The sequence below is a fragment of the Paludibaculum fermentans genome (genome assembly GCF_051172195.1).
In the GTDB taxonomy this organism is placed as follows: Bacteria; Acidobacteriota; Terriglobia; order Bryobacterales; family Bryobacteraceae; genus Paludibaculum; species Paludibaculum fermentans_A.
On sequence record NZ_JBPJAQ010000002.1, the window covers coordinates 1,092,789 to 1,111,843 of the forward strand.

A 19,055-nucleotide genomic window follows, 5' to 3' on the forward strand; every position below is an offset into this window, starting at 1 on the left:
TCAGAGCTCCACGAAATTCCTGACGATCTTCAGCCCCAGCGGTCCGGACTTCTCCGGATGGAACTGCACGCCGAAGACATTGCCGCTTTCCAGCACCGCCGTGTAGTCGCGGGTGTAGTGGCAGGTGGCGGCGGTGGCCTCGCTCAGCGGGCAGTAGTAGCTATGCGCGAAGTAGACGTACGGCTTGGGGCCGATGTTGCGCAGCAGGCGCGGCGAACCCAGCGGCACGATCTCGTTCCAGCCCATGTGCGGCACGCGGGCGTCCATGGGAAACCGGCCCACCTGGCCCGGAAACAAGCCGAGGCCTTTCTGTTCCGGAGCCTCCTCACCGCCCTCGAACATTGCCTGCAGGCCCAGGCAGATGCCCAGGAACGGTGCGCCCGACTTTGCCTTTCGCACCAGCGCGTCCCGCAGGCCCAGTTCATCCAGGGCCCGCATCATCTGCCCCAGATGGCCGACACCCGGCAGAATCACCTTCTCCGCCGATTCGATCTCGGCCGCGCTCTGCGTCAGGTGATAGGTCGCCCCGATCTCGCCGAGCGTGTTCTCCACCGACCGCAAATTGCCCGCACCGTAATTGACGACCGTGATCACAGCAGTCCTTTCGTGGAGGGCAGTTCGTCCTTGAGCCGCGCGTCCTTCGAGCAGGCGAACTTCATGGCTCGCGCGAAGCATTTGAAGATCGCTTCCACCTTGTGATGGTTTGAACGTCCGTGCATGATCTTGGCGTGCAGGTTGGCGCCGGCATGGGTGGTGAAGCCGTGGAAGAAGTCCTCCAGCAGTTCCGATTGCAGGTCACCCACCAGGCGGGTCTTCACGCGATCTTCGTAGACAAGGTAGGGACGCCCGCCCAGGTCCACGGCGGCCACGGCCAGCGTCTCGTCCATCGGCAGGACGAAGTAGCCTGCGCGGTTGATGCCCTTGCGATCGCCCAGGGCCTTGGCGAAGAGCTGCCCGAGTACGATGCCGGCGTCTTCCACAGTGTGGTGCTGGTCGACGTCGAGGTCGCCGCGGGCGATCAGCGCGATGTCGAAGCCGCCGTGCTTGGAGAAGAGCTCGAGCATGTGGTCGAGAAAGCGCACTCCGGTGGAGATCTCATAGCGGCCCTTGCCCTCGATGGTGAGGCTGGCGCGAATCTGTGTCTCTTTCGTGATGCGTTCAATGACGGCTGTGCGCTTCATGGCAGAACTCCTTCCAACTGATTGATGTCATCCAGCACGGCGATGGCGGCCTCTGATTCCAGCACCTGCACGAGTTCCGCATGACGTGGATTGGCGGGCGCGGCGATGCCGATGAACGGAACGCCGGCGGCTCTTGCACTGCGGGCGTCGTCCACCGTATCGCCTACATAAAACATTTCTACGTCGGGACGTTCCGCTCGGATCAGGTGCAGTCCCTGCGGCGCAGGCTTGTGCTCGGTCACGCTCTCCATGGTGATCATGGGTGAGAACACGATGCCGGAGGCGAACCGCCGCAGCGTGTGGGCGGCATCTTCCAGCGGGCGGCCCGTGAAGATCGCCAGGGCGTAGCGTTCGCTGAGCCGCTCCAGCAGGCCGTTGCGCGGCACCCACTGTTCTTTCAGGATCAGCCCGTTGAAGTCGTCGCCCAGGAAGATCAGATTGAATCGCTCAATCACCTCTTCATATGGAACATCCACCCCGAGGTCCTGGCACAGGCGCAGGGAGAGCGACCAGTCGTTGTTCCAGCCGCCCTGGTTCTTGTAGTCCTGGATCCGCTCGCGCGCTACCTGCTTACCGGTGAAGTGCGACACGGTCTGCACGATCGTCTCGCGGTACGACTCGCCGACCTCGGCCAGCACGCCATCCATATCGAAGACTATGAGCGAGTCCTTCACTGCCACACCTCGTCCAGGGCCTGGAAGAACCGCGCCACCTGCGCCGTCGTGCCAGCCGTGACGCGCACCGTTCCGGCCAGTTCGTAGCTGCGATCGCGTACCAGGATGCCGCGCGCCCGCAGCGCGTCGCGCACCGGCACGGCCTGTGCGCCGGCCTGGAAGAGCACGAAGTTGGCCTGGCTGGGATAGTAAGGGATGCCGCGCTGCTCGAAGCCGCGGTAGAGCGCTTCCCGCGCTTCCACGGCCTGTGCGGCGTAGTTCGAGACGTACGCACGATCCTCCACGGCCGCCCGGACCGCGATGGCCGCCAGCAGGTTTACGCTGTATGGCGACTGCGCCTTGTGCATGTACTGCACGTTCTCCTTCTGGGAGAACAGGCAGCCTACGCGCAGCGCCGCCATGCCGAAGGCCTTGGAGAACGTGCGGCTGACAAACAGGTTCGGATACTCGTCTGTCATCCGCAACGCTGTCACGCCGTAGAACTCGTAGTAGGCTTCGTCGATCAGTACCGCCGCATTGGGCGCCGCCGCCAGGATGCGCACGATGTCACCGATGCCGATGGCCGTTCCTGTTGGGTTGTTCGGGTTCGAGATCAGGATGGCTTTCGTGTCCGGCCGGATCGCCGCAATCAGCTCATCGATGGGGAAGGACAGGTCGCCCGGGCGGTAACCGATTTCGCGAACCTTGGCGCCGGCCACCTCGGCATAGAAGCGGTACATGGCGTACGTCGGGTGCAGCACGATGACGTCGTCGTCGTTGTCGACGTAGGTGTTGATCAGCACCTGGATGGCTTCGTCCGTGCCGTTGGTGATGAGGAACTCCGACTGCGGCACCTGGAAGTAATCCGAGAGGGCAAGCCGCGCCGCTTCGTATTCCGGGTACACCGTCAACTGTTCTTCGCTGAGCTTCGCACGCAGCAGGTCCAGCACCTTGGGCGAGCACCCGACGGTGTTCTCGTTGAAGTCCAACCTCAGCTTCCCATCGCGCCCGGAAGCCGGAGGCGAGTAAGGGGCCATCTCGACCACTGCTGGTCTCGGCTTAGGCATTGCGTACCTCCACTGAGCGGGCGTGCGCTTCCAGACCCTCAGCCCGCGCCAGGGTCGTGATGGCCGGAGTCAGCGCCCGCAGGGCCTTGCCCGACAGCTCCTGGACGGAGATCACTTTGACGTAGTCGGCCGCGCTCAACCCGCCGCGCAGCCGGGCCGCGCCGGAGGTCGGCAGGACATGGTTCGGACCCGAGGCGTAGTCGCCCGCGGCTTCCGGGCTGTTGGCGCCGACAAACACGCTGCCCGCATGGCGGATGCCGGGCAGCAGCTTCGCGTCGTGGATCGAGAGATGTTCCGGCGCAAAGCGATTGGATAACTCCACTGCTTCCGACGTGTCAGCCACCAGGATTACGGCCGAGTTCTTATCAATGGCCACGCGCGCCGTGGCTGCTGTGGGCAGCGTCTGGAGCTGTTTCTCGACCTCGGCCACCACGGCCTCGGCCAGGGATCGTGAGGTGGTCAGCAGGATCGCCGAGGCGTCGGTATCGTGCTCCGCCTGCGCGAGCATGTCGGCCGCCAGCCACGTCGGGTTCGCCTCTTCCGCGATGATCAGGATCTCTGTCGGTCCGGCGACGAAATCGATGCCGACTTCGCCGGCGAGCATCTTCTTGGCCGCAGCGACGTAGATGTTGCCGGGACCCACGATGCGATCGGCGCGCGGGACGGTCTTCGTGCCGTAGGCGAAGGCCGCGATGGCGTGCGCTCCGCCCATCTCGAAGACGCGGGTTGCGCCCAGGATCGAGGCCGTGCCGAAGATCTCGTCCACCGGCCGCGGCGAGCACACCATGATGTTTTCGACGCCCGCTACCAGCGCGGGTACGACGGTCATGATCACAGTGGAGGGCAGGGGATAACGGCCCGCCGGAATGTAGGCCGCCACGGAATCCAGCGGCCGTACGATCTGGCTGAGCTTCAAGCCCGGCGCCGGCTGGGCCTTCTTCACCTGCGGCAACTGCAGTTTGGCGTAAGCCTTGACGTTCTTCGCGCTGACCGCCACGGCCTTGCGGAACGCGGGCGACAATCGTGATGCCGCGGCCTGCAGTTCCGCGCCCGGCACGGCCACGCTCTTGCGCGTCAGCTTGTCAAACTTCTGTGCGTACTCCATCAACGCAGCATCGCCGCGGGTCCGCACCGCTTCCAGAATCGGCCTCACGGCCTCTTCGGCTTCCGTCATCCGCGCCGCGCGCCGCTTCAGCAACCGCCCGGCCTGCCTGGATTCGACGATTCGTAGCATGCGCGGCTCCTACAGAATGATCTTGTTCAACGGGTATTCGACGATGCCTTCCGCGCCCGCCTGCTTCAGCCGTGGGATGATGGTGCGCACGGTCGACTCATCGAGAATCGTATTCACGGCGAACCACTGCCCATCGCTGAGCGGGCTGATCGTCGGATTCTTGAGGGCCGGTAGCACGCCCAGCACGGCTTCCAGATTCTCCTTGTTGACGTTCAGCATCAGCCCGACTTTGCCCAGGGCGTTGATGGCGCCCTGCAGCAGCATCCGCATGTCTTCCAGCTTTTGCCGCTTCCAGTCGTCCGCCCAGGCCGCCTTGTTGGCCACCAACTGCGTGTTCGACTCCATCACCGTCTCGACAATGCGCAGTTTGTTGGCCCGCAGCGAACTGCCGGTCTCCGTCACCTCCACAATGGCGTCGGCCAGCTCCGGCGGCTTGACTTCCGTTGCGCCCCAGCTGAACTCCACCTTCGCCGTTACACCGTTGGCGGCGAGGTAGCGTTTCGTCGCGCCCACGAGTTCAGTGGCGATGATCTTGCCTTCCAGGTCCTTCACCGTTTTGACAGGCGAGGCTTCCGGCACGGCCAGCACCCAGCGCACCTTGCCGAAGCTCTGCTTGGCATAGATAAGGTCGGCCACGGTTTCCACTTCGGAGTCGTTCTCAATCACCCAGTCGCGCCCCGTGAGGCCCGCGTCCAGCACGCCGTCTTCGACGTAGCGGGCCATCTCCTGCGCGCGGATCAACATGCACTCCACTTCCGGATCGTCGATGGAAGGGAAGTAGGAGCGGGACGACGTGGTGATGTTGAAGCCGGCGCGGCGGAACAGATCGACAGTGGCCTGTTCCAGTGAGCCCTTGGGGATGCCGAGTTTGAGTTTCATGAGTATCTGCGCTTTCCTGGCGTTAATAAACGGATTTCGGGTCGTAGGTCTGTGCTTCGGTGATCTTCCACTCGCCCTCATCCAGGGTCCGGAAGAAGCACGACTGGTAGCCTTCGTGACAGACGCCGGGACCCTGCGCCTCCACCTGCACCAGCACGCAATCCTTGTCGCAATCGGTCTGGATCGACTTCACCACCAGGGTGTGGCCTGACGATTCGCCCTTGGTCCAGAGCTTGTTGCGGCTACGGCTATAGAAGGTTGTCAGGCCCGTGGCCACGGTCTTCTGGAACGCTTCCTCGTTCATGAAGCCGACCATCAGTACACGGCCCGTGGTCACATCCTGGACAACGGCGGGAATCATGCCGCCTGTCTTATTGAAGTCGAGATCCATAGTGTCGATTACTCCAGCAAACGAAAAGCCCGCCTGGTCCTGGCCGGACCGGGCGGGCTCTGAATCTTTCCCTGCGCTGCCTCGCTCAGGACAAAGAACGCCCGCCCACCCCATGATGATGGTGATGATGCCGGGCGATGTTCCGAGCTGACTGCATGAAACATCAGTATAGCCCATTCTTTCCGGCCGCCGCATTAAAACCCTTGCCAACTCACTCGGCTTCCGATATAACGGGAGCCGAGCCATGAAACCGGATCCAACGAAGTTCCTGCCGCTGCTGCCGGCGTCGCTGCACATCCTGCTGGCGCTGAGCGCGGGCGAGTTGCACGGCTACGCCATCATGCAGGAGGTGGCGCGGCAGTCCGGCGGCCAGTATAAGCTGGGCCCCGGGACGCTGTACGACAACCTGCAGCGGCTCACCACGCAGGGTCTGGTGGAAGAAGCCGGAGCGCGTGAGGGCGACGACGATCCGCGCCGCCGCTACTACCGCCTGGGTGCGCTGGGCCGCGGAGTGCTCAGCGCCGAGGTCGAACGAATGGAAGCCATCGTCCACGCGGCCAAACTCCGCCTGGCGCGTACGAAATTCGGGAGGGCGTGATGCTGCGGTCTCTCTATATCCAACTTTTGCGTCTTCATCCAGCCGGGTTCCGGCAGCGCTACGGCGATGAGATGCTTTGCATCTTTGACGAGGCCGCGCGGGCGGGCCGCCCCTGGCCGCTCTTCAGCGACGCCCTGCTCTCGTTGGGCCGCCAATGGCTGCTGCGGGAGAACGAAGCCGGGCCGCAGGCCGCTCCGCTGGCCCCTACCGACGGCGTGCCGGTCTTCTATTGCGCCGATCACTCGATGCCGCCCAAGAGCGCGCTGTTCCACGGTGGACTGGTCGCCCTGGCCGCCTTCGTGGTCGTGGGCTTCGCCTTGGGACACGGGCAGGGACGGCGGCCGTGGAATACGACGTTTTCGGGCTCCAACCGCGCAGTGGCGGGGAGCGCCGGCTTTGGAGTGGAAGGCGGTCAATCGGCCATCGCCTTCGGAGGTGGCGCCAGTGGCCGCGGTTCATCGACGCACAGCGAGGTGGGCACCGATTCCGTCTGGGTTCGCATTCTGCGCTTCTACGACCGCGCGTTCTCCAGCCCGCGGCCGCCGGCGCCGCCTGCCTCCACTGCCGCCTCGTGGACGCCCGCTCCGCCGCCCACGCCTTCCGCGGCGCAACCGGGCCGATCCATTGTCTACCTGACCCTCTCGTCGCGAACCTTCGATACCAATCGCGATGGCGTTGTTTCGACCGAGGAGATGGCGAACGCCGGCTCCGCCCTCAGCCGCCTGGACAGCAATGGGGACGGACGCCTGACGGCCGAGGACTATTTCCAGCGTGTTTCCGCGCCGCCCTCATCCGCCCCGCCTGGCGGGCAGCAAACCGAGGCGCCGGCCCGTGCTCCCAGCCGTTCGCAGGATCTGCAGTCGCGGGCTGAGCGTTCGTTGTATCCCACCCGGACCGCCGCCGAATACGGGATCCTGCGGCAGACCGGCGATCGTTCCTATGCTCTGGATCTCGTCCAGCCCGCCGAGCCGTCCGATGCCAGTGGAGCCGTGGTGCGCCTGCATCCGCTGCTGGAAGCGTTGGATACCAACCACGACGGCGAGCTGTCCAGGGAGGAGATGCGCCATGCGCCCGCCGTCCTGCGGAAACTCGACAAGAACCACGACGGGCTCATCACCGCGGACGAGTGGCCGCTGGTTCCCGTCGTTAGCACGAAGATGCGCTGAGCCGGCGCTCAGTCTCCGGCGAGTACTGTCCCCGGGGCAGGGAAGCCCTGCCGGACGGAATCCAGCACCAGCACCCAATCGTTGCCCTCGGCCGGCGTGCCGGGCGGTGTGAACTTCTTCACTCCTTCGTTCTTGAGGAGCCCGATCGACTTCGACTTGCCGTCCCGCGGGCTGTACCACCAGCCCATCAGCTTCTCTCCGGGCAGCACTCCGAGGTTTAGCTCGAAGGGGCGGCCGGTGTAGGTGTACGCGAACAGGTACTCCTTGCCGCGCGTCACGGCGACACGTTCATACCGCGTGCCTGGCTCGCCGGCGACGATACTCTGGTCTGGGATCCGCTCGAAAAAAGGCCTCGACCTCACGAGCTTGGCCAGGTATTGCATCTGCGCGGCGCCGGGGTCGTGGATCGCTTCGTACCACGGCTTCTTCGGCGTGAACGACGGATCCTTGTCAGCAGGCTTGTACATCTGCATGACGGAGTTGTCGCCGTAGGTGTGCCCGAACGCGCCCGCGAACACCGACCAGTAGGCATACCGCCGGACGTCGTTCTCGTTCCAGAACGGCTGGGTCTTGTCGTGCAGGCCGCGCGGAATCTGTTCGTAGGAGGGTTCGCCGTCGATGGTGGGCTTTACCGGCGTCAGCGCGTAGTCCTCAGCGACATAGCGCCAGTTGTCCTCGCCCTTGGGATCCGGACCCTCCGTGTCCTGCTCGTAGCTCCGGTGCCCCGACTGGAACATGTTGAAGTCCAGCCAGGGTTCGTTGTGGAACCAGGTGGCCGACCGCGTCCGCCCGAAGGGATGGTAGGTGATCAGGTGGTGCGTATCGCCGTGCCGCAACGTCTGGCCCATTTTGCGCCAGACCTCTATCTGGACATCGCCCTGAATGTCTCCGCCTGTCATCCAGATGACGTTGGGACGATCCTTATAACGGGCCGCCAGCCAGCCCGCGTAGGCCGCGACATTCTGGCCGTTCAGCTGGCCTTTCTTCACCAGCGTGCCCCAGGCGGGCACCATCGCGACATACAGGCCCCTGCGCGCCGCCGCCGCCAGCACCCAGTCCACGTGATCCCAGTAGTCGTATCCGGCCTGCGCGTGTCCCGGCTTCTCAGCCGGCTTGGCCGGATCCTTGTCGATCAGTGCCGGAGCACCGTAGGCGTTGTGATCCGCCGCCGTGTGCAGCAGCATCACCTGGATCACCGTGAAGCCCTTGGTGCGCCGGTCTTCCAGGTACTGGTCGGCCTCTTCCCGCGTCAACTGCTGAAACAGCAGCCAGCCCGTGTCGCCCAGCCAGAAGAACGGAGTTCCATCCTTATGCTGCAGAAACCGGTGATTCTGCGAGACCATCAGCGGCCCGTGCGAGAACGGCGTAGAGGTCTGTCCGGACAAGCCGACCGCTAAACACAGCAGCCCCAACTGAGCCCATACCGCGGCTCGCATCGTCCTAGCTCAACTTCCAGGGCTTACGGTACTTCCGCGAGACCAGATCATGGCCCTTCGATTTGCCGATGATCTTCTCCTTCTGATCGTCCCAATAGATGCGCTCGCCGGTGCGGAAGGCGATCACACCCAGCAGTCCGCCCTTGGTCAGGCGGAAGCCGTAGTCGATGTTGCAGGTCGTCGGCTTGCGCGACTTGACGGCATCCAGGAACTCCCGGATGTGCCCGGGCGAATTCGGAATACTCGGCTCGGGCCGCGGGAAATCCGGTGCCAATTTCCCTTTTGCCCAGATCTCATTCCGGTTGTAATTCGTGACCAGCGTCGCTTCCGTGCCTTCGAAGATCACGCAACTGCCCATGTGCTCGTAGCCCGGCCGGCCCTTGGGGTGCAAAGTCCACGACAGCACCAGGTCCGGGTACTCATACAGCACTTCCAGCGTATCCGGCGTCTCCGCATTGTCGTCGGCCAGCCAGCGGCCGCCTGCCGCCGAGACGTTTTTCGGAGCCTTCAGATCCAGCGCCCAATACGCCACATCCGCGTAGTGGCACCAGAAATCGATGAAATAGCCGCTGGAATAATCCCAGAAATAGCGGTAAGTAAAGTGCGAACGGTTGGGATTATACGGCCGCTTCGGCGCCGGTCCCTGCCAGAAATCGTAATCCAACTCAGGCGGCGGAGCCGTGTCGGCGGGCCGGCCCAGCGACATCTCGCCGCTCGCCAGCGCACAGTACACGCGATTGATCTTCCCCAGCTTGCCGGATTGCACCATCTCCACCACCCGCCGGTAATTCGACACGTCGTTGTGGATGTGATTGCCCATCTGCGTCACGCGCGAGTGCTTCTGCGCCGCGTTCGCCATGGCCCGGCCTTCGCCGATCGAGTAGCACAGCGGCTTCTCCACGAAGACGTCCTTACCCGCCTGGCACGCCTGCACAGTGGGCAGCGCATGCCAGTGATCCGGGGTGCCCACCATCACGGCATCGATATCTTTGCGCTCCAGCAGCTTGCGGTAGTCGTGGAAGATTTCCGGCTTGGTCCCGCGCGCTTTTTCCACGATGCCGGCGGCACGCTCCACGTGCTTTTTGTCGAGATCGCAGACTGCCACCGCCTCCACATCCTGGTGCTTCAGGAACTCATTCAGACGCCCGGTGCCCTGGCCGCCCAAGCCGATGAAGCCCACGCGGATCTTGTCGCTCTCGCCCGGTGCCGCCATCGCCTTGTACTGCAGGGCCGTCAAGCCCAGGCCCACACCCGCCGCCGTGGCCACGAAGTCCCGCCGGGTTGCACCCGCGTTCGCTGTTTCGTCTGGCATCGTTATCTCCTTGGAATTGCCGCGCTTCGGCGTGCTCTAGCCCAGCCTAGTGCAACGCGTGTATCCACGGCAACACACCCCCGGCCGCGGCTCCACACCGTTACGCAATACTTTTGGGCTCCGCCCGGAGTCGTGTTATTCTCCGTCATCATGAAGCCCTCAAGTTGCGGTTTGCTCCTGGCCGTTTTCCTGTCCGCCTGCTCCACGGCGCCACAGGCGCCCGTTGCACCGGTGGAGCAGAAGGCAGCGGCCCCCGCCTCGTGGGAGTCGTTCCAGGCCGAATTCCGCAAAGCCGTGAATGCCCGCGATCCCGTCCGGCTGCGGCCGTTGATGTCTGAGAAATTTGAATACACCTTCGGTGATGGAACACCCACCCCCGATAACGCTTTTCAGTTTTGGGGGCGTGCTGAGATCAAAGGCTGGGATGCGTTGCAGGAGATTGCGGGGAAGGAAGCCGTTGACTTCACACCGCCTCCGCAGTGGGGCTTGAAGGGGAAGGTCAAACTCGCTCCGCCGGAAGCGGCCAAAGAGGGGTACCGCCAATGGCGAGCCGCATTTGAACAACAGCCCGACGGAAGTTGGCGTTTCGTCAGCTTCCTGCAAGGCGACTAGTCCGTCTCGGAACGGCAGGAACTATTTGGGGCATTGCGCGGCCTGTGCGCCGCCTGGGGAACAAAGGGGGGGAACATGTCTGGAGCCTGGAAGGAGATCGACGACTACCTGCGCGCGCATGGTGTGCGCATCGGTCCGCCCACGACGGGGCAAACCACGGGTGGCGGTCACGCCGCCAACTCATACCATTACGCCGGCACAGCTCGAGACTACGGCCTCTACGACAGCGATGCCGCCGCCGTTGCGCGCTGCCTGCATCCCATCGCCCGCATGCGCCGTTCGCCGCTGGCTGAGCTGTTCTTCGGTCCGCTCAACATCTGGTACGTCAACGGCAACCGCGTACCCGGCAGCAGCATTGGCGGACACATGGATCACTGCCATGCCGCGCTGGTTCCGGGCCACCACATGCCGAAGAACCAGGCCACACCCGCCGCCGCGCACAAAGTCACGCAAAAGACGGCGCGCCGTGCCCCCAAGACCTTCAGCCAGCCCTGGCAGGAGATCGACGAGTTCCTGCGCCGCAGGGCCATCCGCATTGGACCGCCCACGCAGGAGCAGACCAACGGCGGCAAGCACGAGCCCGGCTCCTATCACTACCGCGGGCTTGCCCGCGACTACGGTGTCGGCGATTCCGACGCACCCAAGGTTGCCCAGGCGCTTCTGCCCATCGCCCGCCGCCCGCGCGGTCCCATCTTCGAACTCTTCTTTGCCCCGTTGGATATCTGGATCCAGGACGGGCGTCCGGTGGATCCCAAGCGCATCGGCGGGCATACGGATCACGTCCACGTCGCCCTGGAGATCGGACGTCATCTGGTGGGCGACGCCATCCCACCGCAATCCACGGCGATTCCCGGCCGGTCCGGCAGTGGTTCCGGCCACGGCTCGGGCCGTTCCGTCATGAGTGTGCTGGATTATGGCGCGGCTGGCACCGACGTCGTTCAACTCCAGCAGCATCTGAACGCTGCCGGGGCGCACCTCGTCGCCGATGGCAAATTCGGACCTAAGACCGAAGAGGCCGTCATGAACTTTCAACGCGTCCGCGGCCTCACGCAGGACGGCATTGTCGGGCCCAAGACTTGGGCTGCCTTGCTGAAAGCCTGAGCGACGGCGGTTGGGCCGCCTACAGCTTTGTGCGGCTGCCCGTGAGTTCCGACGGGAATTCCAGGCCGGTCCGGAACCGCATCCCCAGTTGTGTAACGTGCCGCACCACGGCACTGGCAATGTGGCCGTGATCCTCGGTATGTACACCAACTCGGGTCTGCGGCGCAATCCGCCGCGTCAACATCACGCACATGCCCGAAGCAGAACAGTCCAGAAGGTTCGGCTTCTCCTGGTAGTAGGCTCCGGACGTTTCCATCCAGGCGACACGAACTTTGCCGGTGGATGAGCGGCGCTGTTTATCACGTTTCTCAGACATTGCAGTTCCCCTCATTCAGGGTAGGCTGTTCACCGTCTCATCCGGAATGGAGCAACCGGAGTAGGAAGTACTGAACAGATAGTCCCAAATTGGATGTGCCTGCAACGTTTGGACCATCCGGTGGTCCAGCGCTATCTAGTGGAAATAAAAGACATGTGGCTTATACGAGTCCCAATAACGCTCGCACGGCCCGCACGTTTGGACGTAGCCGGAATTGGCCGCCAGGATCACCTTGGGCAGCACTTCCCGATCGTCCAACCGGTGGTACGCATCCAGCGCCAGAATCGGCTTGTACTGCCTGAGCGTACCCGCCGCGCCGGCCAGCGCCTCGCGTTCGGCGCCCTCGATGTCCATCTTGATGAAGTCGACCTTAGAGATGCCTAACTCCTTCAATTCCGTATCGATCCGCGTCAACGGCACCTTGATGGTCTTGGCCCCGGCGACGCTCAATACCAGCGAGTTCATCGCCGAATCCTGCCTCGAGATCGTGAAGTCCATGGACGTCTCGCTGCTCCAGACGCCCTTCGAGACGAGGATTACCCGCTTCTGGGCGATCTCCGGGGCAAAGTTGCGCCGCAGGCACTCCAGGTTGTCAGGATCGATCTCGAATGCCACCACTGTCGCGGCCCCACGCCGCAAGGCCGTGTCGGTGAAGACGCCCACATGCGCGCCGCAATCCAGCACCGTTTCGCCCGGCGTCACCTGTAGGTCCGGATTCGCTTTCTCCATCCAGCGGTGCTCCGCCTGCAGATTTGCTACCGACGTAAGTCCTTGCTGGTCTGAGCCCTTACGGGGAATCCAGAACGCCCGGCCCGCTGTCTGTATCTTTACGATGTCGAACGTCGGATCCCGGTCGACCAGCCGCGCATGCGCCATGGACTCGCTGATTTCCGTCGCCATCAGATCCATGCTCTGACGGTACTTCAATGTGGAAGCGGGGTCGCATTTTGAAGGAATGCCCCGAGCCAGATCAGAAGCCAGCACGGCGTAGGGGAGGACCCAGATGGTGAGCGGCACCAGGGCGATGCCGGCCGCCCCGGCGATGATCAGCCCGCGCCAGGAATTGCGCCGGGCCCGCTGAGCAGACGAGGGGGATTTGCCAGTGGACATAGTACTCTATCGGCCAACGGTCCAGCTTACTTGATGCTCGTAGACGCATTCATGCATTAAAACGAGCCCCCGGCCAGCTTCCCTGCATAAATCCGCACAATCCGGTCATCATTAAACGCCCTCGACCTGCCTGAATTTGTGGTTTTCCCTCTGCTCCCCCAGCTCGCCCTCCGATGCTAACCTGACTTCCATGCTGTCATCGGTCGACGGAGCCCATGTCTAGACGGCCGCTCCTTCGCTATTTCTTGTCCGCCGCCTTCTTTCTGCTCCTCGCGGCTGCCGGCTATGCCGTGCATTCCATCGCCGCCACAGCCAACGCCGCCGCCGCCAAAACCCTCTGCTCCGACGTCTTTCTCTCCCGTCGCACGCCCCAGGACGTGATCGACCAGGATCTCCGCCCCGAAAATCCGCTGGCTGCGGTGCAGCGCTTTTCCGCCGGAACGGACTCCGCCTCGGCTTCCGTCCTGGGTCTCTGGACCCGCCGCGCCATCTACCGGCCCGCTCTCGGCTGCACCTTGTTGATTGGAGTCACCGAAGCGGAACTCCGGGCCCAGCCTGTCCCCGAACCCGGGCCCGAGCCGCCGCCCGAAACCCCGCTGCCGCCGAGCGCCATCGACTCCCTGTTGCAGTTCGCCAGCGAAGAGCCCGGCGGCGCTCATCCTCTGCGCACCCGCGCCCTGGTCGTCATGCGGGATGGCCAATTCGTCGCCGAACGCTACGCGCCAGGCTTCCACCGCGACAGGCCGCTGCTCTCCTGGTCCATGGCGAAGAGCATCACCAACGCCCTGCTGGCCCTGCGGGTAGCCGGCGGAGCGCTCGACATCCACCGGCCGGCCGCCGTGCCGGAATGGGCCGATCCCGCCGATCCGCGTCATGCCATCACGCCCGAACAACTGCTGCGTATGTCCAGCGGCCTCGCTTTCCGCGAATTCCGCACAGCGCTGCCTGCCGACGCGCTCAACATGCTGTTCCGGCAACCCGACGCAGGCGCCTATGCTGCCGCCATGCCGCTCGAAGCGGCGCCGGGTGTCCAGTGGCAATACTCCAGCGGCACCACCAATGTCCTCAGCCGGCTGCTGCGAGACACCTTCCACGGTGACCTCCGGGCTTACTGGGACTTCCCCCGGAAAGCCCTGTTTGAGCCCATCGGCGCCCGCCACATGACCCTCGAAGTCGACCCTAGCGGCACGTTTGTCGGCTCTTCCTTTGCCTACGCCACGGCCCGTGACTGGGCCCGGCTGGGTCAGCTCTTTCTGGAGGATGGGGTTCTCAACGGCCGCCGCCTGCTGCCCGAAGGCTGGGTCCGATTCAGCACGACTCCGGCCCCGTCCGCGCCCCACGGCAGCTATGGCGCGCATTTGTGGCTCAATCGCGGTTCTGTCGCAGAACGCCAGTGGCCGCTGCTGCCTGAGGATACGTTCTCGTTCCAGGGCTACGAAGGCCAGTTGGTGATCGTGATCCCCTCTCACCGCGTGGTCCTGGTGCGCATGGGCCTCACGCGCGTCGGCGCCGTCTGGGATCCCAACCGCTACCTGCCGCCGATCCTCAACGCCCTGAAGTAATGCCGCCTTACTTTGGCTCGATCGACAGCAGCAGCTTGCTCCTGGGTGTGTGATACAGCCGCGCCACCATGCCCCCGGGCAGCGCCTTGAACGCGTCCTCGTCCACGTCGAAGTACTCTTCCTTCATGACGTAGCAGTACCTGGTGTGTTTTTCGCCGTGAAGCCGGGCCATGCCCAGGCCCTCTTCTTCCTCCCGGCTGTGGGACACGCGCCCTTCCAGGCAGGTGGCCTTGCCCTCTTTGAGGTCGAAAATCAGCAGGGCCATCGTGCGGGCGCTGCGCAAGGCCGAGATCACGAAGGCAAACACACAGGCCAGGGTGGCGCCGCCAAAGACGATGCCCAGCCCCTTCGCCCCCACATAGGAAGCAATGGTCAGGATGATGTCCGGCACCAGTGTCTTGATGATGAAGCAGCAAAGCAGCCAGCCCAGCAGGGCTCCACCTGTATACCGTACGGGCCGCAGGGCGCGGAATAGCAGCCGCATCCACTGCGCATCGCTGATGCGCCCCGTCCGATTCTGCTTCAGGTCCTCCATGCTGAACTGGTTGGCTTTCGCCAGGTCGGGCAGCATGTCTTTGACGTGATCGTCAGAGGTTACGTATTCGATATAGGACATAGCGGCTCCCCATGAAATCGGAGCGCCGCGCCGAGGACTGTATAGAAAAGGCTAAATAATCACGAATTAATGTGGAGATGTCACAAAATTGGTGTCGCTTGTTCATCCAGTATCACGGAGTATGACTTGACTGCGGGATGCGGATACCGCTAAAAGACAGCCCGCCGCTGGCCACTCCATTCGCCATATCCCCCAAAACAAAGACGGCGCGGTAGCGAGCCGCCTCGCCTCCGCGCCGTCTTTCCAGGCTCGAAAAAATGAACTAAATCAGCCCACCCTGGCGGGCGATCTTCAATGCCTCCACAGCTGCGCCGCGCGCGCCAGCCGTATCTCCGTTCGGCATAATGTGGATCGGGATATCGGCCTGCTCCGCCCGCTGTTCCGGCATGCCGGCGCGAATCTCTGAGATAAACCAGTTCTGGAACTCTTCCGACGTCTCAATCGCGCCGCCGCCCACAATCAGCGCATCCGGATCGAAGGTATTCACCATTTCGTCGAAGAACACGCCCAGCGCGTGCGCCTGCACCCGGAATATCTCCTTGCAGAGCGCATCGCCCTTTTCGGCCAGCCCGCGCACGGCCTTCGCCGCTTTGTGAATATCGCCCAGCTTCTCCAGGTCGTGGCCCGGGTACTTCTTAAAGAAATAGGGAAGAAAAGTCTTCTCGATCGCGGTCAGCGAGCACAGCGATTCCAGGTCGCCCACGCGACCGCAATTGCACTGCGGCACAATGCCTTCAATCCCGCGAATGCCCTGGTAAGGGATCAGCACATGGCCCAGTTCGCCGCCGAACCCCTTGCGCCCCTTCACCACGTTGTCTTCGATGATGACGCCGCCGCCCAGCCCGGTCCCGACAATCGCCGAGATCGAGGTCGACCCGGACGTGCCGCCGAATAGCGAGAAGTGGCCCCATAGAGCGCCCGCATTGCCGTCGTTGAGGTACGACACCGGCTTGCCGAGCTTCAGCGCCAGGTTCTCGCGGATGTCATACGAGGCCCAGTCCGCGTGCACGAAGTTGGTCGAGCCTTCCGCGCTCAATACACCCGAGGCGCTGGCCGGACCCGGCGTGTCCAGGCCCACCACGGCGACGTTGTCCATCGTCAGGCCCAGTTTCTCCACCGCGATCAGCAGCCCGTCCACAATCTGCTGCAGACAGATCTCCGGACCCTCTTTCGATCGCGCCGGATGCTCCTGCAACCCGCTGATCAAAAACTGCTCTTCCGCGTTAATCAGTGTGTAATTGACGGCCGTGCCGCCAAGGTCCACTCCTGCTACTACCTGCATCGCTGCTACCTCGGTTAATTGAAGTCAGTACCCGAATTCTACACAGTAGCAGGACTCAGGGGTCCTATTCATAGCGCAGCGCAATCAGCGGATCCACCCGCATCGCCCGCCAGGCGGGAATCCAGCACGCCACCAGCGAGACCACCAGCAGGATGCCCGCCACGACGCCAAACGTCACCGGATCCTGCGGCTTCACCCCATACAGCAGGGACGCCATCAACCGGGACAGCCCGAATGCGCCGGCCAGGCCGATCGCCACGCCCAGCCCCGCCAGCAGCATGCCCTGGCTGACGATCATCCTGAGAACGTCCACTCCGCGCGCCCCCAGCGCCATGCGGATGCCGATCTCCTGCGCTCTCTGTTGCACCGAGTAAGACAACATGCCATACACTCCGATGGCCGCCAGCAGCAGAGCAATCGCCGCGAACAGCGTCAGCAGCGTCATGTTGAAGTCTTCCCGTGCCGTCGACTCGCCCACCACATCGGTCATCGCGCGCACGCGCGCCACCGCCACGCCGCTGTCCGCTTCCAGCACCTGCTGGCGCACGGCCGCACTCACCGTGAGCGGATCCACCGACGTCTTCACCACCCAGCTCAACGGGGCTATCGAGTTGTTCAGCGCCATGAAGCTGTCCTTCAACTGAGACAGCGGGACGTACATCACTGGAGGCGCGTCGCTGCCCAACCCCTGCTCCTTCACGTCGCCCACTACGCCTACGATCTCGCGCGGTTGCTCAGCGAAGTCCGGCCCCATGCCCCGGCCGATGTCGATCCGTTCCCCCATCGGGCTGCCCTTCTTCCAATACCGCTTCGAAAAGGCTTCGTTGACCACCATCACCGGCGACGACAGCTTCGTATCGCGCTCTGTAAACGCACGCCCCTGCACCACCCGGATCTCCAGGGCTTTGAAATACTCATCCGACACATACATCCAGGTGGCGCCGCCCGTCGATTCCGCCCCGCCTTCCAGTGGCCGCCCCACAATCGTGAAGCCCAGTCCGAAGCCGCCTTCCAATGGCAGAAACGGCACAATCGCCGCGGCTGTCACGCCCGGCACCGTATGCAGGCGCCGCACCACCTCCCTGGACAACTGCTCCACCTGGGCCGTCTGCTTGTACTTCGAGCCGGAGAGCGAGGTTTCAAAGGCCAGCACCTGGTGTGGATTGAACCCGGCCTGCACCTGCCGCAATCCCGCGAAGGTCCGGATCAACAGCGCCGCGCCCACCAGCAGGATCAGCGCCAGCGCGATTTCCGTCACCACCAGGGCATTGCGGGCCCAGTGGCGTCGCCCCGTGCCCGAACGCGACGAAGCTTCCTTCAAGGTGCCGTGCACGTCGGTCCGCGAGATCTGCAGGGCAGGGAAGAGGCCGAACAGGATCCCCGTCCCCATGGCGACTGCGAGGGAGAACAGCAGCACCCTCCAGTCCAGCACAGCCGACTGGGCAAACTCCTCCGCCCTCGGCAGGCCCGTCGGGCTCAGAGCGATCAACCCGCGCACGCCCCAGGCGCCCAGGACAAATCCAGCCACGCCCCCGGCCAGCGCCAGCAGGATGCTTTCCGTCAAAAGTTGTTGGATGATGCGCCAGCGGCCCGCGCCGAGCGCGACCCGGATGGCTACTTCCCGCGACCGGTGCGTCGCCCGCGCCAGCAACAGGTTCGCCACGTTCGCGCACGCAATCAGCAGCACCAGCGCCACCGCCCCCAGCAGGATCAGCAGCGGCTTCTTCACGTCCCCCACCATCGCCTCGCCAAACGGTACGGCCGTGGCCGATTCCTGCTTGTCGATCGACTTCGGGTACGCCGCCCGGAAGCGCTCGGCTGCCGCCGCCATCTGCGCTTGCAGCGCCTCGATCTGGACACCCGGCTTCAACCGGCCCGCCACCCCAAGATAGTGGCCCTGGTTCGTCGAATTCGGATCCACCTGCAGCGGCAGGTAGATCTCGGCCGGTGGGTAGGAGCGGAACGAGGGCCGCAGGATGCCAATCACCGAATACCCCTCGCCGTCCAGTACCAGCACCCGCCCAATCACCGAGGGGTCTCCGCCAAACCGCCGCTTCCACAATCCATGGCTCAGCACCGCCAGCTTCGGCCCGTTGGGCCTGTCTTCCTCAGGCGAAAAAACGCGGCCCAGGGCCGGCGCTGCGTCGAAGACCTGGAAATAGTCGGCTGAGACGTGAATGCCCTTCACCTGCTCCGGCGTGCTGCCGCCCGTCAGGTTCAGCCCCGGGCCGGTGTTGTTGAAGGCAGAGATGTACTGCAAGGCCGGCGTGTTGGCCTTCCACGCCGTGAATTTTGGAATCGAGATGGAATTGCCGCTGCCGTCCGGAAACTTCAACTGCAATCGAACCAACCGGTCGGCTCCGTTGTAGGGCAGAGGCTGCAACAGAATGCCATTCACCACGGAGAAGATTGCCGTATTGGCGCCGATCCCCAACGCCAGGGCGGCCACCGCCACGGCCGTGAAGCCCGGACTTCGGGCCAACATCCTCAGGGCGTGGCGTACGTCTTTGATAAGCTTCTCCATTGCAGCATAGACGTA

19 protein-coding genes are annotated in these 19,055 nt (G+C 63.8%); 5 read left to right on the forward strand and 14 right to left on the reverse strand.

The features are described 5' to 3' along the window. Genes hisH through hisI form a run of 7 tightly spaced genes read right to left on the reverse strand, consistent with a single transcriptional unit; the run spans position 1 to position 5,405 of the window. A complete protein-coding gene (hisH, locus tag ACR9Y2_RS31080) occupies positions 1–594 on the reverse strand; it encodes an imidazole glycerol phosphate synthase subunit HisH (protein ID WP_435045769.1) in 594 nt (197 codons plus the stop codon). After that, positions 591–1,181, reverse strand: a complete 591-nt coding sequence (gene hisB, locus ACR9Y2_RS31085; RefSeq protein ID WP_435045770.1) for an imidazoleglycerol-phosphate dehydratase HisB — start codon at positions 1,179–1,181, stop codon at positions 591–593. The genes hisH and hisB overlap by 4 nt, the downstream gene beginning before the upstream one ends. Then, positions 1,178–1,855: an HAD-IA family hydrolase gene (locus ACR9Y2_RS31090; RefSeq protein WP_435045771.1), complete on the reverse strand. Its 678-nt coding sequence runs from the start codon at positions 1,853–1,855 to the stop codon at positions 1,178–1,180. The genes hisB and ACR9Y2_RS31090 overlap by 4 nt, the downstream gene beginning before the upstream one ends. Beyond that, positions 1,852–2,901, reverse strand: a complete 1,050-nt coding sequence (gene hisC, locus ACR9Y2_RS31095; RefSeq protein ID WP_435045772.1) for a histidinol-phosphate transaminase — start codon at positions 2,899–2,901, stop codon at positions 1,852–1,854. The genes ACR9Y2_RS31090 and hisC overlap by 4 nt, the downstream gene beginning before the upstream one ends. After that, positions 2,894–4,135, reverse strand: coding sequence for a histidinol dehydrogenase (gene hisD, locus ACR9Y2_RS31100; RefSeq protein WP_435045773.1), 1,242 nt, complete (start codon positions 4,133–4,135; stop codon positions 2,894–2,896). Before hisD ends, hisC begins: the two co-directional genes overlap by 8 nt. 9 nt (positions 4,136–4,144) lie before the next feature. Beyond that, positions 4,145–5,014, reverse strand: a complete 870-nt coding sequence (hisG, locus tag ACR9Y2_RS31105; RefSeq protein ID WP_435045774.1) for an ATP phosphoribosyltransferase — start codon at positions 5,012–5,014, stop codon at positions 4,145–4,147. Positions 5,015–5,036: 22 nt separating this feature from the next. Next, entirely contained in the window at positions 5,037–5,405 is a 369-nt protein-coding gene (hisI, locus tag ACR9Y2_RS31110; RefSeq protein WP_435045775.1) for a phosphoribosyl-AMP cyclohydrolase, read from the reverse strand. A gap of 244 nt (positions 5,406–5,649) precedes the next feature. Here hisI and ACR9Y2_RS31115 point away from each other — a divergent pair, with 244 nt between their 5' ends. Continuing rightward, entirely contained in the window at positions 5,650–6,003 is a 354-nt protein-coding gene (locus ACR9Y2_RS31115; RefSeq protein WP_435045776.1) for a PadR family transcriptional regulator, read from the forward strand. Beyond that, a complete protein-coding gene (locus ACR9Y2_RS31120) occupies positions 6,003–7,169 on the forward strand; it encodes an EF-hand domain-containing protein (protein WP_435045777.1) in 1,167 nt (388 codons plus the stop codon). The genes ACR9Y2_RS31115 and ACR9Y2_RS31120 overlap by 1 nt, the downstream gene beginning before the upstream one ends. An 8-nt stretch (positions 7,170–7,177) precedes the next feature. On the opposite strand, the gene ACR9Y2_RS31125 is transcribed toward ACR9Y2_RS31120, so the two are convergent. After that, entirely contained in the window at positions 7,178–8,605 is a 1,428-nt protein-coding gene (locus ACR9Y2_RS31125; RefSeq protein WP_435045778.1) for a glycoside hydrolase family 140 protein, read from the reverse strand. Between the two features lie 4 nt (positions 8,606–8,609). Then, a complete protein-coding gene (locus ACR9Y2_RS31130; protein WP_435045779.1) occupies positions 8,610–9,917 on the reverse strand; it encodes a Gfo/Idh/MocA family protein in 1,308 nt (435 codons plus the stop codon). Between the two features lie 150 nt (positions 9,918–10,067). Between ACR9Y2_RS31130 and ACR9Y2_RS31135 the strand changes: the two genes are divergently transcribed. Then, complete coding sequence (locus tag ACR9Y2_RS31135; RefSeq protein WP_435045780.1) at positions 10,068–10,529, forward strand: hypothetical protein; 462 nt, start codon at positions 10,068–10,070, stop codon at positions 10,527–10,529. A 75-nt stretch (positions 10,530–10,604) separates the two neighbouring features. Further along, positions 10,605–11,630, forward strand: a complete 1,026-nt coding sequence (locus ACR9Y2_RS31140; protein ID WP_435045781.1) for a peptidoglycan-binding domain-containing protein — start codon at positions 10,605–10,607, stop codon at positions 11,628–11,630. A gap of 19 nt (positions 11,631–11,649) precedes the next feature. Here the strand turns inward: ACR9Y2_RS31140 and ACR9Y2_RS31145 are convergent, their stop codons facing one another. Beyond that, entirely contained in the window at positions 11,650–11,946 is a 297-nt protein-coding gene (locus ACR9Y2_RS31145; protein ID WP_435045782.1) for a hypothetical protein, read from the reverse strand. 135 nt (positions 11,947–12,081) lie between these two features. Beyond that, the gene (locus ACR9Y2_RS31150) at positions 12,082–13,056 is read right to left on the reverse strand and encodes an FkbM family methyltransferase (protein WP_435045783.1); all 975 of its coding nucleotides are present in this window, start codon (positions 13,054–13,056) and stop codon (positions 12,082–12,084) included. Between the two features lie 215 nt (positions 13,057–13,271). Between ACR9Y2_RS31150 and ACR9Y2_RS31155 the strand changes: the two genes are divergently transcribed. Beyond that, entirely contained in the window at positions 13,272–14,618 is a 1,347-nt protein-coding gene (locus ACR9Y2_RS31155; RefSeq protein ID WP_435045784.1) for a serine hydrolase domain-containing protein, read from the forward strand. A gap of 7 nt (positions 14,619–14,625) precedes the next feature. Here the strand turns inward: ACR9Y2_RS31155 and ACR9Y2_RS31160 are convergent, their stop codons facing one another. From ACR9Y2_RS31160 to ACR9Y2_RS31170, 3 genes are all read right to left on the reverse strand, one after another. Then, entirely contained in the window at positions 14,626–15,234 is a 609-nt protein-coding gene (locus ACR9Y2_RS31160; protein ID WP_435045785.1) for a hypothetical protein, read from the reverse strand. 262 nt (positions 15,235–15,496) lie between these two features. Then, positions 15,497–16,516: an ROK family protein gene (locus tag ACR9Y2_RS31165; RefSeq protein WP_435045786.1), complete on the reverse strand. Its 1,020-nt coding sequence runs from the start codon at positions 16,514–16,516 to the stop codon at positions 15,497–15,499. Between the two features lie 64 nt (positions 16,517–16,580). Further along, positions 16,581–19,040 (reverse strand): ABC transporter permease, encoded by a 2,460-nt coding sequence (locus tag ACR9Y2_RS31170; protein ID WP_435045787.1) that lies wholly within the window; start codon positions 19,038–19,040, stop codon positions 16,581–16,583. Between the last annotated feature and the right edge of the window lie 15 nt (positions 19,041–19,055).